Genomic DNA, 17114 nt, shown 5'->3' with positions numbered 1-17114 from the left:
TTCTAGCTTTTGTGCTCAGGCCCCTCGTCCCTCAGCCCCTGCAAAGCACCTTCCTCGTCCCCATCCTGCTCCGCCGAGCGGACAACAACCCGGATTCCTTCCAATCTGACAACGCCGACACGAGTTCCCGCAGGAATGAATTCGCCGTCTGTGACCACATCTACACGCTCGCGCCCGATGACCGCCGTTCCCGACGGACGAAGCGGAGTAATGGTTAGTCCATGCTGTCCGAACAAATGATCCCGTGAAGACTGGGAGACGAACCCTTCCTCGCTCGTCAGCTTCTCCTTCAGCACAAGCTTATTCCATATGCCCCTGCGCTTAAACACCTTCAAGCACACACCCACGATGATAATCGCAAACAATGCGGCGATTCCGAGATTCAGCATCGCATCGCTGGTATCGTAAGCGGCCAGAACGATGCCGCTTACGAGCGCCGCTCCGCCAAGGAGACCCAAAATTCCAAAGCTGGGCACGAATATTTCAGCAATGAGCAGCACGATGCCCGCAATGAACAATACCATATGCTCCACCCCCGCAAAGCCGGCAATATAGTGTCCGAAAAAATACAAGCCAAAGCCGGCAATTCCGATCATGCCCGGCAAGCCGAAGCCCGGAATAAAAAGCTCCAGGGCGATACCGACGATACCGATAAGCAGCAGTATTGTGGACACCCAAGGATCTGTCATCACCCGCGCGAGTCGCTCGGCCACGCTCGGATTAAATTCAATCACCTGTGTTTCGTGGCCTTTGCCGATGTATTCCAGCACCTGGCCGCGGGTACTCAGCACCTGCTCTGCATAGCCGACCTTAAGCGCTTCCTCGGCCGTCAAGGTCAACAGCTGTCCCTGCGCATAGGTTTTCCCGATTTCCGGCAGTGTCAGCTCCATCGTTTTGTCGACCATTTTCTCGGCAATTTTCTTGTTCCGGCCGTGCATTTCCGCCGCCGACTGCATGTTGCCAGACCATACGGATACCGTTTTCGCCTTTTCGATTTCATTGCCGGCGATATCTACCACGGATGCCGCGCCGATAGTGCTTCCGGGCTCCATGACGATGCGCGAGGCGTTCAAGGCGATGTAGCTCCCGGCTGAAATCGCTTCCCCTCGAATGAATACGGTTACGGGAACCGGACTGCTTTTGATTAAATCCCCGATTCCAAGCGCCGAATCAATGCGTCCGCCCAGCGTATTCATTTCAAGAATAATCTGACCTGCGCGCGCCTTCTCCGCCTCGGCAAAAGCCCTGTGCAAAAACCGCTCCAGACCGGTCTCGATCGTGGATTTGAGCGGTACAATAAAGACGATCTGCGCGCCTTCCCCATTCGTGCTGTCATTTTTTTTCACGCCCTCCGCAGCGGCAGCGCCGCCTTGAGCGAAAGGGATGAAGCAGGCCAGGACGGCCAGCAGCGCCAACAGGCAAACGAACGGCTTTATTTTGCTCCTCATCTCAGCACCACCTTCCCCATGTTATACGATACGCGCGGAAGAATGTTTCATTTTATTCCTATTTGCAGCTTTTGCAGGAGCATCCCCTTGATTTAGCAAAAAATCCGGCCCCAAGGGACCGGATTTTGTTTGCGTTGTTATGGAAGCAGCTGCTGGACAGTTTGATTCACCAGCTTGCCGTCCGCGCGGCCTTTGACCTTCGGCATCAGGGCGCCCATCACTTTGCCCATATCCGCCTTAGAGGCTGCACCGACCTCGGCAATTGTCTCTTCGACAATTGTCTTCACTTCCTCAGCGGTAAGTTGCTGCGGCAGATAAACGGACAAGATAGCAAGCTCTTGTTGCAAGCCGCTTACCAAATCTTCCCTTCCTGCCTTTTCAAATTCTTGGAGGGAGTCTTTGCGCTGTTTGACTTCACGATTTAGAATATCAAGCACTTCATTATCGTCGAGCGTTCTGCGCTGGTCAATCTCCACGTTCTTGATGGAAGAACGGACCATTCGGATAACGGAGAGTTTAAATTTATCCTGCTCTCTCATCGCTTGTTTCATATCTTCATTCAAACGTTCGCTTAAGCTCATGAACCGTAAATCCTCCTAGAACTTTCTTTTGCGAGCAGCCTCCGACTTCTTCTTTCTCTTCACACTAGGCTTCTCGTAGTGCTTGCGCTTTTTAACTTCAGCCAGAACGCCGTCTTTGGCGATGGAGCGCTTAAAGCGACGAAGTGCAGCATCTATCGTTTCGTTTTTGCGAATTCGAGTTTCAGACACCTGTTTTCCCTCCCTCCGAACTGACCGTGCCAGGGCAGTAGCCATGTTACCATCCGCTATCATAACTTGAAAGCATAGCGGTTGTCAACAATGCTCATTAACCTACATTATAGGGGATCAGAAAAGGCAGTGTCAACCTCAGCTGTAAGAACAAAGATCCCGTAGTGTGCCTGTACCGGCATCTGGCGCTGCGAGTGTACGTCTCCGACACTGATTTTCCGGCTCTCCGGCCGCCCTACAACGCTTGACGGGCCAGCAATTCACCGAGCGGCCTGCCGCCAAGCAGGTGAAAATGAATGTGGTAGACAACTTGTCCGCCTTCCTTGCCGCAGTTGTTGATTAACCGGTACCCGGACTCCGCAATGCCTTCTTCCCTGGCAAGCTGCTGCGCGGCCAGCATGATTTCCCCTATCACAGCGGCATCCTCCGCCGCCAGATCATTCATGGAAGGAATGTGTTTTTTGGGAATAATCAAAATATGTACGGGCGCAGCAGGCGCAATATCGCGGAACGCCAGCACCCGGTCCGACTCAAACACCTTCTGGCCCGGAATCGTACCGGCGATAATTTTGCAAAAAATACAATCAGGACTATGCACTTCATTCCCTCCTTTCCGTCTTCCATATCCTTACTTCGCTCTATCATATCGAAAACGGGCACAAAAAGCCATTTTTTCACTTCAGCGATTATAAAAGCATGCTTTTGTGCCAGAATAGACCTATTCAAGCGAATGCGGCGAAGCGGCCGGCGGCCTGTCTGTCCTCCTGCCGTTTACCTGCACACCGTCACGGCGCGCAAACGAAAAAACCAGCTGGATTTGATATCAGATAACGACTGGATCGAGCGGTATGTCGGAAGCGGGCAAACGCCCGCTTACTGGGTCCCGGCGCGATTTCCCATGTGCAGGAGAACAGAATTGCAGGAAAATTCCAAGTGTCGAAAAGCGGAGCATTCAAGACGAAACAGGAGCAATTCAGGGCAGGCTTATTCTTGCCTGCTCCTGCCCCAAGAAATAGGCGAATGCGGCCCATATTTTTCCCGAAACAAATCTAGACCACCAGTCTAATATTGGCATATAATAACGGAAGGAGCGTGGTTTCCTGATGAATTATATGCGTGACGCCACCCGAAGGAAAAAGCAATTTGTCGCCGATACGGCCCTCCGGCTGTTCGTCGACAAAGGCTACGAGCATGTGTCCGTGGACGAAATCATTACCATTACCGGCACTTCCAAAGGAACCTTTTATCATTATTTCAAAAGCAAGGAAGACATTATCGCCGAAGTCAGTCATCAGCAGATCGAGCGCATTGAGCAATGGAGCAAAATGCCGCCGTCTCAGGTTCAATCGGTGGAAGGGTTTATTAACCGCCTTTTATTAGACCTTGCGTCTAATATCGCCGGGCATCCGCGGCTTATCCGCAGCTTGACCGCCCTGAGTTTGCAAAACGACATGCTCTACCGGATTCAACAGGATGAAATGACTCGCCTGTACCGCTGCATTATTCACTGGCTCCCTGATGGCGGCAAAGCCGAGCTGCTGCTGTCCGTCTATTACGGAACCATCATGCGGTGGTGCATGATTGAAGATGCCGACTTGTCCGCAATGCTGACTCACAATCTGGCGGGCGCTTGGGCCGGGGGACGCTCCAGCGTTCCGTACGAAGGCCTGACCGTTGAACCGCAAGCGAAGGAGAAAACAACCATGAAAATTGCTATTATCGGCGGCGGTCTGGCCGGTTTGACCGCTGCCGCCTACTTATCGGAGGCCTCGGGTGTTGAAGGTGTGCTTTTTGAACGGAGCCCGCAGCTGGGGGGACGCGCTTTTACATATGAGAAGGCCGGCTTCACCCTGAACTACGGGGCCCATGCCATCTATGGCATTGACCGGCACACGATCGGACAGCTGGAGCGGGAGCTGGGCCTCTCCTTCAGCAGCAAGCAGGTGGATAAACGCCGCGTGATGTACGCCAAGCACGATCACCTGACGCAGGCGCCGCTGGATTTCGTCAACTTCATGAAGACCGAGCTGCTCAGTCCGCTGCAGAAAATGCGTTTTGTCGGCGAGATCACGGCCATCATCGCCAATATTCATCAGCTCAAAAACTATCACACCCTCGGTGAATTCCTGGCCGCCTCCAATGCCGACGAGGACGTCAAAGAGCTATGGGAGCATCTGGTCTGTTCGAACTTCTTTATTTCGCCCGAGGATGCGCGCAAGGTTTCCGGCGCGGTGATCAGCGAATACTATCACAACCTGTTCCTGTCCAATCGCCCGGTCAATTATATATTGGGCAGCTGGGCCGTTATTACCAATCAGCTCCGTCAAAAAATGGAGTCGACAGGCCGCTGGGAAATCGCCCTGCAGGAAGGCGTGGAGGAAATCCGCTATGCCGACCGCAAGTATGTGCTGAAAACCAAAACCCGCGAAATGACGTTTGATCGCGTTATTTTTGCCATGCCGGTCCAGCAGGTCGTCAAGCTGCTCCGCGGGACGGCATGGGAGCCGTTCATGGCCGATTATGAAGACAATTCGGCCACCGAGGTCATGGTGTACGACGTCGGTCTGGAGCGTGTTGTCGCGCGTCCGTTCAGTTACATTAGCGAGATGGCCAACAAAATGTTCATCAGCGATGTTTCCGCCACAGACCATACCCTGGTGCCGGAAGGCGGACAATTGCTGCAGGGCATCGCGTATCTGAAGGACGACTTCGAGAGCGAGGATGAGCGCAAGGCGTATCTGGATACGAAAACGAAGCAGATGGAAGCCATGTTCGATCAATATTATCCCGGCTGGCGCGACTGTACTGCGGTGAAACGGGTGTCCAAGAAAGCGATGGTATCCAGCGTGAAAAACGTCGTCACCAACAAGCTGCTGCCCTGCCGGATAGAGAACGTGCCGTTCTATTTCTGCGGCGATGGCTGCGAAGGCAAAGGCGAGCTGGCGGAACGCGCATTTTCCAGCGGGCGCAGCGTAGCCCAGATGCTGCTAGAGGAGCTGAAAACAGCGGTCGGCAGCGGCGTGTAGGCAAACGCAAGCGTCACATTCATAGCTTAAACAAACAGGAGTAAGAACGCGGGGACGCCGCCGTTCCTACTCCTGTTTGTTTAAAGTTTGGGGCTTGTTCCGATCTCTGCCGGCTTATCTTTTCCTTCTATCCATATGGAATGCGGTGCCTACTTCTGCTTCAGCAGCAAATACAGGAAGTACGGCGCCCCGACACCCGCAACAACAATACCGGCCGGAATCTCCACCGGCTGGACAATGATACGGCCGATAGTGTCCGCCGCGAGCACCAGGATGGAGCCGATGAACGCAGAGGCCGGAAGCGCCAGCCGGTAGTTGGCTCCTGCAACGCGGCGGGCGATATGAGGACCAAGCAGGCCGACGAATCCGATGCTGCCTGCGACAGCGACACAGCTTCCCGCCAGGCCTACTGCCGCTGTCATCAGCTTCAGCCGCTCCCGCTGGACTCCGACGCCGATACCGGCCGCCACTTCTTCCCCCAAATTCAACAAATTGAGCCTTCCGGCTTTAAAAATGGCATAGGGCACAAGCACAGCCACCCAAGCCAGCGCCGCCAGCACATAGCTCCAATTTGTGCCCCATACGCTTCCAGATAGCCATATTTTTACAAATTCATAGTTATAGGCGTTCATCCGGTAGGTCAGAAACAGCATGGCGGCGCTGATGCCCGCCCCCGCAGCAATGCCGACCAGCACCAGCCGGACCGGCGATATTTTCCCCTGCTTGTACGCCAATATAAACACAAATGCGGCGGCGGCTGCCGCGCCCAGGAAAGCTGCAAGAGGAAGCGCGAAGACGGGAGCATATTGAATTTTCCCATAAAAAAGCACGATGTACAGCACCACCGCCAGCCCCGCCCCCGCGTTGATGCCAAGAATTCCGGGGTCTGCCAGCGCATTCTGCGATACTCCCTGCAAAATCGAGCCCGCCACGGCAAAGCCGGCCCCGACCAGCACGGACAGTACGATCCGGGGCAGCCGGATGTCATACAAAACGATAGCCGATTCCTTCGTCCCGCCGCCCAGTAAGGTCCGAATCACCTCTAGCGGATCGAGCCGGATTAAACCGGAGTTCAAGCTGACCAGCATCATCGCGACAACAAGACCCGTCAGGATGATGAACAACCGGACATTCCGGGCTGCCGTCCGGGGCTTTCCGTCATTTACGTCCGGCTTCATAGGCTTCCTCTCCCTTCTTTTCTAGCCAGATACAAGAAGAACGGGACACCGAGCAAGGCGGTTATAATGCCGACAGGCGTTTCCTGGGGCGGATTCACCATCCGGGAGACAGTATCCGCCATAAGCAGGAGCCACCCGCCCAGCAGCGCCGAGCACGGAATGACTATGCGGTAATCCACGCCAATCAGAAAGCGGGTCAAATGCGGGATGATGAGGCCGATGAATCCGATTGGACCGGCTACAGCGACAGCGGCCCCCGTCAGAACGAATACGGTCAGCGCGCCGAGCAGCTTCACGCGCTTCACACGCTGCCCCAGACCTGCCGCAACATCCTCGCCCAGAGCAAGCAGCGTAATGCTTCCAGATAAAAAGCCGGCAGCCGCCAGTCCCGAGCAGACCCACGGCAGCACCGTCACCACGTCCACCCATTTCACTCCGGCAAGACCCGCCGCATACCAAAGCATGACATCCTGAGCCAGCCCGTAATAAAGCTGAATGCCGTGAGACATCGCGCCCAGCAAGGCGCTGACAGCCGCCCCGGCCAATGCCAGCTTCACATGTGCACGCGGACCGGCCGAGCTTAATGAGGCCAATGTTCCGGCGCCATACACAAGAAGCGTTGCCGCAGCTGCCCCGGCAAGCGAGACCGCAATTACTTGGTGGTACGACAAAAAAGGCCAAAATGCGAATGCCGCCACCACTGCGAAGCTGGAGCCCGCAGATACGCCCATGATGCTTGGACTGGCCAGCGGATTCCGGGTCATTCCCTGCATAATCGCTCCGGCGGCGGCCAAGCTGCCACCGACCAGCAGCGCAAGGATCGCCCGGGGCAGCCGCACCGAAAGCACCGTATAGTGCTGCACGGATCCGGCATCATAGCGCACAAACGCATCCAGCACCGTCTGCAGGCTAATATTAGCGGACCCTGTTGCAATGGACAGCAGTGTCCCTGCGACAATCCCCGCTGCAAGCAGCCCAATAAAAAAAGAAGGGCTCAGCCTTCTTTTTTTATGCACCGCTCCGGGCACTTGTGAGCCTCGTTCCAGACGGCGGCTCATTGACCCAGCAGTTCCTTTTGAATCTCGTCGACAAAAATGTTATGCATTACCAGACCGAAGCCGGTTTTCGTTGCGCGCAGCGGCTTTTTGTAAACATGGTTGTTTTGAACGGCCTTCAGGCTTTTCCAAATCGGCGTTTCCAAGGCTTCGTTCAGCTTGTCCGCATAGTCGGGCACGTTCACATCCAGCAGGAAGATGTAGTCCGGATTAATCTCCGGCAGCTTCTCCAGCGCAAGCTTGATTTCGCCCTCTTCCTCCGGCAGACCTGCAGGATATTTCAGCCCCAGCTGCTCATAGGCGATCTTGCCGAGAGAGCTTTTGCTGCCCATTACGCGTGTATCCTTATCCGTTACCTTGAAAAAGACAACCGTCTCATTGCCAAGCTTGGCTGTCAGCTTCTCCTTAAGCCCCTTCGTCTTGGCGTCAAATTCCTTCAGCTTGGCTTCGGCCAAATCCTGCTTGCCTACAGCTTCAGCAACCTTTTTGTAAATCAGGGTCCAATCCTGCTCCATTTCCTTGTTGGCGTACACAATGGTCGGCGCCATTTTGGACAATGCCTCATAAGGCTTGGAGTGGTTCTTCTCCTCGCCCAAAATCAAATCCGGCTTCAGCTGAAGCACCTTCTCCAAATTGGGGGATGCGGATTGGCCTACGGATTCCGTCCCTTTGAGCTGCTCGCCGATATAAGGCTCGAAATCCCCCGCTTCGCGAACGACAGACCCGACCGGCTTCATGCCAAGGGATAACAAGTGGTCCGCCAGATGAGGCGTCAGCGTCACAACCCGCTCGACCTTAGCAGGCACGATTGTTTGACCCGCTGCATGTACAATCGTTCTCGGCTTCGCATCGGCCGCCGGGGACGGAGTCGCAGCGCCCCCTTCCTGTTTGCCGGCAGGAGTCATGCTTCCTGCTGTGCCGCAGGCGCCGAGCATGAGCGCGGATATAGTAACCATACTTAAAAGCTTGGTGAATCGTTTTGTGACTGACAAAGAGAACACCCTTCCACAGTAGATAATGATAATCATCGTCATTATAGGGGGCATCGCCCTGAGTGTCAATCATTCCTTTACATTTTCTTTACTGGACAGTCAAAAGTTCTACACCTCTAAGAAACCAGCGAATCGCGCTCCACAGCGGTGTTTTCCTGCTTGGATTTAATTATTTTCGTTATAGATAAGTGAGGATTTTGGGCAAACAAGCGAAAAATAGACTTGCGTAAATAAGCGGCGACGCTGGCCTCTGAGACTACGGCATGGGAGGGCGTTCGCAGATAGCGGAAAAACAGCCCCGAGGTGCGGCCTGAAAACTGCAAGGCGACGAGTTGGAGGAGTCCCATCGCAATGCACTGGCACATCACGAATCCCTCGATCGCCTGAATCGTTTTCTGGATGCGCTGCCGGTCTTGCTCGTTCGTTACGGCTTCGAGCGGATGTGCTTCCTCTTTTCTCAAAAACCGGTTCAGCTTCGGCATGGACTTGCTCCAGAAGCGGTAGCCAAAGGCGTAGGTGACCTGTTTCATTTCCCGAAACGCGCACTCGATCTTGAAGCGATAACTGTACAATCGAATGATGTCTGTCGCTTCCAGGCTCAGATCTGTACTGACCAAAATGGAGTAGCGGCCTTTATGTACCACCAGCACAAAGCGCAATTCCTGATACAAGCCCTGGCCCCAAAGCAGATCCAGGCACAGAAATTGAACGGTCTCTTCTTTGCCGTACAGCGGAAGGGTTGTGGTTTGAAAATCGGCAGCGCGAGTCGTGAACAGTTCTTTTAGTTTAACGGCCGAACCTTTTTTCGGCGGGCGACCCCGTCCTGGCTTCTTCGCAGCGGGACGTTCGTAGGCGACTGCGTTTGATTTGGCTTTGGTCACCAGGTGCATGCGGGTTTCGGAAGCAAGGTGGCACGCATTCAGCCGCTCCAAGGCCGGAACGGACAAGAAGTATCGATCCAGGAGCAGCAATGCTTGACCGAAGCCTTTTGCCGCCTCGAAGCCTTGTTCAATCATCTGAATGACATGGGAAGGCGTTTCGCCTGCGCTTGCGGACTTCTTCCAGCCCACAATGGTTTGGATACCGTCTTGTAGATTCATGAACAGGGGCAAGCAGAACCACTTCCGGGAATCGCCGACCAGAATGCCGATGGCGCCGAACAAATGACCAAAGATATAGTCCCCTTTGGAGACATTTTCGGATTCCTGATGGAGCTTCTTAACCCCCGGCATCCGGCGGCCTTCCTTGGCTTGTTTCATGCCATCGCCGACAAGGACGACGCGATTCTGAATCACCAGCAGCGGCGCGTGCTGGCGCACGACCTGAAGCCACTTCTGCCGTAGCGACGAGGTGGACCAGGCCGACGAACGAAAAAAGTGGATCAGCGTCTCGTAACAGCGGCTATTTAGTGAGAGATCCCGGATCACCGAAGTGACGCCCAGATGGTCGGAGCGCAGCATAAAGCCAAGGACCAGGACAACGAACCACTCAAAGGTGGCATGTCTGGAAAAGCAGGGACGGAAAGGTTGTAAAAGGTTATTTAAGTATTTGAGCATAGGTATGGTCAATCGCTTGGAAATAGGGTAAACTGCTTCTTGTAACCCACTCGGCGATCCTTCCTTTTAGTGTGAGAACTTAAGGATACCAGACCATTGCCTGATTGGGTTATTTTTCTATGTTACGATTTTTTAATAAGAACTTTTGACTGTCCAGTTCTTTACAATAGCATCAAATTAAATTTGCCCGGTGAAAATCAACCGGCAGGCCCAGCTTCCTTGTATTCAGAAGATGATGCGGGTCATCTGCATTTTTAATCGCCCACAGCTTGTCGTGCGGATAAGAGCGGCCGCCGTCCTCCAGCTTCCATTTGTGAGGATTGGCCATGCCTACACCGTGCTTCGCGTAGCAGTCTATCAGACCTCCAAGCGCCTCATTTCCTTCATAGGGAAACAGCGGAAGGCCGGAAATGAGCAGGCTGCCATTTTTTCTGTTAAATTCCAGATGCGTTGCCACGCCGGGAAAAGCGGCCTTCACGCTGCGGATCTGCTCAAGGAAAGCCTCCCGCTGAAATGAAACCTGCAAATAGGTCAGGGACGGATCGCTTTTTATCGCCCACAGGGTCGTGTGGTTAAAGGAGAAATCGGAGATGCCCTGCCCCCGGTGATACTTCCCGGCGTCAATCCTGACCGTGACCTCGCCCTGATGAGCGTGTACTTTCTCCAGAAGCAGCTTCTCGCAGCGTTCATCCATTTCCAGCAGCACAGCCGCACGCCCTGCCGGGAGCTTGAACGGGGTGAAATAAGAAGGAATCGGCCATTCATGACATGAAACGAGCCGCTTCGTCAGCTCCCCGTCCTCGGCTGCTTCAAGCGCAAACCGCGCCGCCGCTTCAAACTCGGCAAAGGTGACGATCCACTGCATCCATTCCACCCGCGGGACGATGGAAATTTCCACCTCGGACAAAACCCCGATGGTTCCGTAGGTGTGAATGTAAGGAACCGCCTTCTCCCCCTCAACCAGCAGCGTCCTGGGCTTCTGCTCCAGCGTTTTGACCGACAAGGACCGGACCAGACCATCCCAAATGGTCCCCCACCGAATGGAACCAATCCCGGCAAAGCCCCCGCTCAAATAGCCGCCAATCGTAGCGGTCAAATATGTGGAAGGGTATATGCGCAGCTCCTGTCCGGTTTTGCGTGCTTCCGCCTCCATTTTCCCCAGCTTGGCTCCCGCTTGAACGCGCATATAGCCGTCCCCGATTTCTACTATCCGGTCCAGCTTGACCAAATTCAAAACGATGCCGCCGTCCATCGGAATGCACTGTCCGTAGTTCCCCGTGCCGTTGCCGCGAATGGTAACCGGAATCCGCTTTTCGGCCGCAAAGGAAAGAATAGCCTCCAGCTCCTGCTCATCTCGGGGAGTCGCAATGCAATCAGCAAGGCTTCCCTTCAGTTCATGCTTCAAAATCGGTGAAAAATAATGATAGTCCGATGAATATTTATCTACTGCCTTGGCATCCCATGCCGCCACACCGGCTCCCACACTGCTTTCCAGCTCTGCAATCCATGCCGCTTGCTCCATTTGGAGTTCCCCCTTGTTTTCATCCGGATGATGGCTATTTGCTTCATTTAGCGAGAAATTGGCCCTGTGCGCTTCCTTAATGTAAGTATTTATGACATTATTATAACGATATGCTTTGGTTTCGTCAATGAATATGTGTTATATAATATAACATAAACGGCTATGGACTGCGTTTACTCTGATTGAAACTATCCTTAACCTTACATGAAAATCAAATATTCTATAATTATATAACATATATATTACACATTCGTATCGGAGAATTACTCTTTTCATGGTCATTGATTATCATTGCCTCCCCAAGCCGAGGCACAACGCCAACCCTGCTTCCCCTGCCATACCTAAAATCAACGCAGCGGCGACCGGAGCATAAGCAAAATAAAGCCTTACCCCGATAAAGCATCGGGATAAGGCATCGGGATATGGCTGTTTGGGCCAGCTATGAACGAGGTCATTCGCCGTCCATTTGTTTATGCATGTCATTGCTCGCCGTCATGCAACGCCACCCTGCACCGCCGGGGGCTGCTCGCAGCGGAAAAAGACGCAGCAGTATGCCCTCGCCATCCTGCAGCACGCACCGCACACCGGAGCCCGGAGCTGCTTGCACTTCGAAAAAAAACCGCGCAGAGCTTGCCCTTTCCGCACCGCGCGCAGCTCCCAGCGCGCGGTGTTTCGCCGCATGACGGCGGTCGGTCGACCACATGTCGCCACACAGCACTAACCGCAAGCCGGGAGCTTTGCACGGCGCAAAATTTTGTGCAGACTACATCGTCAAGTAAATGGCAAGCAGTGTGAATAACGATAATGTCAATATATCATTATTCGGATTGTAAGCATACGGATACCCCGGAAAAAACGGGGCCCGGTACGGCTGCGGCCGCATTTTCATATACACATACTCGCTGTCTACACCAACTATGATACCATCAAACAAATGCCCGTAACTCGTATGCACCCGAACAGGGCGGTGCATGTACATTCTGCTCAACGCATAAGCCTGTTCCTTGACCACTTGCTTCTCAGCCTCCTTCATGCCGTTACATGATAGGATATGGTCAACTACCCGGCCAGGTATAGGCTATGGCCGTCCCGCTGCAAAAAAAGCAAGTGCATCCGCCCGCCTCTTGTCCGGTGCCGCCGATCCCGTCAGCTCCTGGACATTACTTGGATGCCGTAATTTCAACCGTACGGGTCGATTTGTCGTAGGACACCTGTCCTCCGAAAGCCTCGCCCACAAATCGGACCGGAGCCATGGTAAACCCATTTATGAGCTGCGCCGGCTGCTCCAGGGTACTGCTTTGGCCGTTTTTCCGCACAACCGTTTCCCCAATGGACAGCTTGATCTCCGTTCCGCTTTTCCTGCCTGATGCCGTTTGAGTGTCTGCATCCCAATCAACGGAGGCCCCCATGGCCTCGAATATGGCCCGCAGCGGGGCAAGCGTATTGCCTTCAACAATTACCGGCGGCTGCTCGAAGCGCTGCAGCTTGCCGTCAATCGAAACCGACACCTGCGAGCTAATCCCGAACACACGTCTTGCCGCCGCATTTCCGGAGTCGTCATAGACGATCGCCTCCAGTACGGAGCCCTCCGGTACCTGCCCCGCGGTCAACGTTACATCAAACGGCGCCTTGCGCGCCTCAGCAATGACCTCGCCGTTGAGCACATAATCGATCCTGCTGATTCCGACCCCCGGGTGCTTCGCAAACGGGACGATGCGGGCCTTCCGCGCGAAGGCCCCATTCTCCTCCAGCGGCGTATAGCCGATGCCGTCCGCCGGTCTGGCCCCCTGCTGCACACTGCTCAGAAAGTAAGGACTTGCAATCATCCGCTTGTACAAATCAAACATCTCGGGATTGTCGCTCAGCAGGTAATCGTTCCTGGATTCCCGATCCTGTAAATCGACGTTGAAATACGTAATGGCCTTCAGGCGCGGATACTTCTTCGGCATCACTTCATACAGCCGCTGCAGGTTCAGCAGCGCCCAATCGGTGACGGATTGTCCTGCCGCATGGGCATAATGGGATACCGCCGTTTCACTAATCATAAGCGGCTTGCGGTCGGCATACAGCCGGTACAGCTCGTCCAGCCGCTCCACCGGACTGGTGGCCAGCATCGGAAGAGACGGGTCGCCGTTCTCATAAGGCTCCGTATACAGGCTAATGCCGACCCAATCTACGTATTCATCACCGGGATAATACGGGTCCATGGAATATTTGGGCACATCGTTCGGGCTCCACACCATGGCTACATTCGGCGCTTCCTCCGCCATAATGTCATGCACAAGCCGGAATTTCTCAATAAATTTGTCCGGATCGCCTGACCAAACCGTCCAATTGCCGTTCATCTCACAGGCAAAGCGCAGAAAAATAGGAATTCCCGCCGCCTTGGCATCTCTTGCCCACTGCCTGATATGCTCTCCGTCCACAACAGCATCCAAGCCCTGGCGCGGCTCCAGCGCAATTTGCAGCGCTCCGCCCGCTTCTTTGGCCCGGACAGCATATTGCCCGGGAAATTTATTTTCAAGTCCGGAGTAAGCCAAATAGATGGCATGATTTTTCCCGTAAATGTCTTTGGATTTGACGAAGTTGTTGTTCATCGCCGGGTCCTGCTCCGAATAAATACCGATATATGCCCCGTAGGCCGGTTCATATTTGGCCAGCTGGCCGCTGGCGGAGGAAGCTCTTCGGACAGATGCCTGCTCATCCCCGCTGGATATATACAGGTCGAGTGTGGTCCGCAGCTGATCGGCCCGCATCACGTCTATAGCTCCCCAATCCTTGCCCAGCTGCCGCCAATAATAATCCTCCAGCTCATAATAATAGATCGCCTGCTCGTACTGATTCGCGGCATCGAAATATTCATTGAGCCGGCCGCAGTAAATCGCCGCGCTTTCCCAATCTCCTCCTGCGGAGAACCGGTCAACCAGCTCCCTCCAAATCGGCACCGCCGCTGCAGCATCGCCGCGATCTACCGCCGCCTGCGCGCGCTGCGCGGTAATCCAGATATTCTCCTCCGCCGAAGCCGGCGCAGGGGCGAAGGACTGCAGCAATCCTGCGCACAGCACCACCGCGCTAAGGATGCAGGCTGCTTTTTTGCTTGCTCTGCCAGCTGCAAGACGTTTGGCAGCATGAAGGAATGAATGGCTCGTAATCAAATAAGGAACCCCTTTCGGAACGCTGTAGATTTTTGTCGCAAAATATATTTTTATAGAATCAGTTTTGAAAGTATTATATACTACTAAAAACAGAGGAAGTAGTTTTTTTCTGGAAAAATCGCTGCCAATACTTAGCTGCCGAGGTGCATGAAATGATTTTAAGGCCGACGCGGCTTTTTGCCGCCTGTCATTTGTTCCTGCCGGCCGTACTGCTTCTGTTTTTTTTCGCCGGTACCCGACAGCCTGTTTTACTATTGCTCACAGCGGTCAGCCTTGGCTGGACCATCCTGCTGATGAGCGCGGCTCAGCAACAGCCTGCTGTCAAATACCGTATGGAAGAACGCTCCGCCTGGCCGTTATGGGTCTCCGATTTTTTTCTATTGGCGCTTGTTTTTGTCATTCCCGATTGGTCGACCGCCCCGACAAGCCCGGTCTGGATCGTTATTTTCCTGTTACCTTTTTATGTGTCGGAGCTAGGCCCAAGGCAGGCGGGCTGGTATTTCCTGCTGTCCCTTGGCGATGTGATGCTGTACCATCTCACCCAGCCCAGCACCGGTTTTTTTACCGGACAGACGCTGATGCTGGCTGTTGGCATGCTGATGTGCATCGTGTTTTTGGGGCAAAATTTTTCCTTAATGAAACGAATGGCGCTCTACGATCATCTGACCTCCCTGCCCAACCGCGAGCAGTACCGCCAGCAGCTGGACCATGCGCTGGAACGCCTTCGACGGAAGCGGGGGAAGCTGGCCGTTATTTTTGTCGATTTGGACCAATTCAAATATGTGAACGACACAATGGGCCACACCGCCGGGGACAAGCTGCTTAAACAAGTATCCCATCGGCTCAAGCAGGCGATTCCCGGCAAAGCCATCCTGGCACGTATGGGCGGGGACGAATTCACCATTATCCTGCCCGGTATAGATGATCAATCCGATGCGGCCCGCACGGCCGAAGCACTCATACACGAGCTCCAGGAACCGGTTCAGGTAGAGGGGCAGGATATTTATGTCACGTGCAGCATCGGCATCGCCCTGTGCCCTCAGGACGGCACAACCTCCCATGAGCTGCTCAAGCATGCGGATGCCGCTTTGTATAAAGCCAAAGAAGCCGGACGAAACAATTATCAGTTCTACACCAAGGTTACCGGAACGCTCAATATCGAGCGTATTACGATGGAAACGATGCTGCGCAAAGCCATTGAAAAAAAAGAATTCGTCGTGTACTACCAGCCGCGCGTGGATTCCATGACGGAGCAAATCGTTTGTGTAGAGGCGCTCGCCCGCTGGGTTCATCCCGAGCAGGGACTCATTATGCCGAACGATTTCATTCCACTCGCTGAGGAAACCGGACTCATTATCCCGATTGGCGAACTGATTTTGAAAGCCGCTTGCGAGCAGGTATGCAAATGGGAAAAAATGGGCCTCCCACCCCTTCGAGTAAGCGTGAATTTATCGCCACGCCAGTTCCAGCAGCAGAATTTGCCGGAAATGATTGAGAACGTCCTGCATAAGAGCGGGCTAAAGCCCCATCGGCTGGAGCTGGAAATTACCGAAGGCGCGGCAATGCACAACATTCACTTGAACATCCTGATGCTCAACATGCTGAAGGAAACCGGCGTCAGTATTTCCATTGACGATTTCGGAACCGGCTATTCCTCCCTAAGCTACTTGAAGAAGCTGCCTATCGATGCGCTCAAAATCGACCGTTCCTTTGTCAGCGGCCTGTCCCAGAAGGATTCCGACGATGTGGCGATCGTATCGGCCATTGTCGCCTTGGCGAGCCACCTGAAGCTGAGGGTCACCGCCGAAGGGGTCGAAACCCAGCGCCAGTTCATGCTGCTTCAGGAAATCGGGTGTAACGAGATTCAGGGTTATTTGTTCGGCAAACCAATGCCTGCGGAAACGATTGAAAAATGGATGGAGCTGCAGTTAAGCGGCGAAAACCTTATTCTATAGCACACCGAAACGCTATTTCTCGACGGCGGTTTCATCGCCTGTCACCGCATGACGCTCGCTGACCAGCCCTGCATGTGGTCCAGCCGATCGCCGTCAGCTAAATACCGCCCACTTCGTGCTGCGTGCTTCGTGCAGTGCGAAAGAGGCGCAGGCGGAATGAGGCCGGGTACTTTGTTTGTCCCTCATCCCCCTTAAACGAAGAAGCTTCCAGACCTCGATTTGATATGCCGCCTTCCAGCAAACTAGTTTAGGCCATAAACCGGTTAACTCGAAGAGACGCATCTCGTTCAAGGGGATGGAAGCTTCTTTTTTTGCGAGGATGTTGTCACCCGGAGCAGCAGGTTGGATCGCTGTACCCTGTAGATTGGCTTTTCGATAGACTAGTGCTTGATTCCGCAAAAGTTCCAACGGTAATAGGGCAATCTTACCAAGGGTTATGTTACACTTGATGAACATA

The 17114-nt window shown here is 53.9% G+C and carries 14 protein-coding genes; 2 read left to right on the top strand and 12 right to left on the bottom strand.

Annotation, left to right across the window (positions count from 1 at the left end):
* Positions 1–2: 2 nt before the first annotated feature.
* From WBG83_RS13285 to WBG83_RS13270, 4 genes are all read right to left on the bottom strand, one after another.
* Positions 3–1448 (bottom strand): NfeD family protein, encoded by a 1446-nt coding sequence (locus tag WBG83_RS13285; protein ID WP_336745569.1) that lies wholly within the window; start codon positions 1446–1448, stop codon positions 3–5.
* A 137-nt stretch (positions 1449–1585) separates the two neighbouring features.
* The gene (locus tag WBG83_RS13280) at positions 1586–2029 is read right to left on the bottom strand and encodes a GatB/YqeY domain-containing protein (RefSeq protein ID WP_336745568.1); all 444 of its coding nucleotides are present in this window, start codon (positions 2027–2029) and stop codon (positions 1586–1588) included.
* A gap of 15 nt (positions 2030–2044) precedes the next feature.
* The gene (gene rpsU, locus WBG83_RS13275) at positions 2045–2218 is read right to left on the bottom strand and encodes a 30S ribosomal protein S21 (RefSeq protein ID WP_336745566.1); all 174 of its coding nucleotides are present in this window, start codon (positions 2216–2218) and stop codon (positions 2045–2047) included.
* A gap of 235 nt (positions 2219–2453) precedes the next feature.
* Positions 2454–2816: a histidine triad nucleotide-binding protein gene (locus tag WBG83_RS13270; protein WP_336745565.1), complete on the bottom strand. Its 363-nt coding sequence runs from the start codon at positions 2814–2816 to the stop codon at positions 2454–2456.
* 505 nt (positions 2817–3321) lie between these two features.
* Here WBG83_RS13270 and WBG83_RS13265 point away from each other — a divergent pair.
* Positions 3322–5244 (top strand): FAD-dependent oxidoreductase, encoded by a 1923-nt coding sequence (locus WBG83_RS13265; RefSeq protein WP_336745564.1) that lies wholly within the window; start codon positions 3322–3324, stop codon positions 5242–5244.
* Between the two features lie 149 nt (positions 5245–5393).
* Here WBG83_RS13265 and WBG83_RS13260 read toward each other — a convergent pair whose 3' ends face one another.
* The 7 genes from WBG83_RS13260 to WBG83_RS13230 all read right to left on the bottom strand — a co-directional run bounded on the left by WBG83_RS13260 (position 5394) and on the right by WBG83_RS13230 (position 14702).
* Complete coding sequence (locus tag WBG83_RS13260) at positions 5394–6422, bottom strand: FecCD family ABC transporter permease (RefSeq protein WP_336745563.1); 1029 nt, start codon at positions 6420–6422, stop codon at positions 5394–5396.
* Positions 6419–7480: a FecCD family ABC transporter permease gene (locus WBG83_RS13255; RefSeq protein WP_336745561.1), complete on the bottom strand. Its 1062-nt coding sequence runs from the start codon at positions 7478–7480 to the stop codon at positions 6419–6421. Before WBG83_RS13255 ends, WBG83_RS13260 begins: the two co-directional genes overlap by 4 nt.
* Positions 7477–8469, bottom strand: coding sequence for an ABC transporter substrate-binding protein (locus WBG83_RS13250; protein ID WP_336745559.1), 993 nt, complete (start codon positions 8467–8469; stop codon positions 7477–7479). The genes WBG83_RS13255 and WBG83_RS13250 overlap by 4 nt, the downstream gene beginning before the upstream one ends.
* 116 nt (positions 8470–8585) lie before the next feature.
* Positions 8586–10025 carry a transposase gene (locus WBG83_RS13245; protein WP_336745558.1) on the bottom strand — a complete coding sequence of 480 codons (1440 nt, stop codon included), beginning with the start codon at positions 10023–10025 and terminating at the stop codon, positions 8586–8588.
* Positions 10026–10197: 172 nt separating this feature from the next.
* Positions 10198–11547: an FAD-binding oxidoreductase gene (locus WBG83_RS13240; RefSeq protein ID WP_336745557.1), complete on the bottom strand. Its 1350-nt coding sequence runs from the start codon at positions 11545–11547 to the stop codon at positions 10198–10200.
* Between the two features lie 763 nt (positions 11548–12310).
* On the bottom strand, positions 12311–12559 hold the full coding sequence (locus WBG83_RS13235) for a hypothetical protein (protein WP_336745556.1): 249 nt from the start codon (positions 12557–12559) through the stop codon (positions 12311–12313).
* 148 nt (positions 12560–12707) lie between these two features.
* Complete coding sequence (locus tag WBG83_RS13230) at positions 12708–14702, bottom strand: stalk domain-containing protein (protein ID WP_336745555.1); 1995 nt, start codon at positions 14700–14702, stop codon at positions 12708–12710.
* A 152-nt stretch (positions 14703–14854) separates the two neighbouring features.
* Here WBG83_RS13230 and WBG83_RS13225 point away from each other — a divergent pair, with 152 nt between their 5' ends.
* Positions 14855–16657 (top strand): putative bifunctional diguanylate cyclase/phosphodiesterase, encoded by a 1803-nt coding sequence (locus WBG83_RS13225; RefSeq protein ID WP_336745554.1) that lies wholly within the window; start codon positions 14855–14857, stop codon positions 16655–16657.
* 93 nt (positions 16658–16750) lie between these two features.
* Here WBG83_RS13225 and WBG83_RS13220 read toward each other — a convergent pair.
* Positions 16751–17114 (bottom strand): hypothetical protein (locus WBG83_RS13220; RefSeq protein ID WP_336745553.1); only part of this gene is annotated, 364 nt, incomplete at its 5' end.

This window comes from Paenibacillus sp. y28, assembly GCF_037137075.1.
Lineage (GTDB): Bacteria > Bacillota > Bacilli > Paenibacillales > NBRC-103111 > JBBBNV01.
This window is presented reverse-complemented; position numbering and strand designations above follow the sequence as displayed.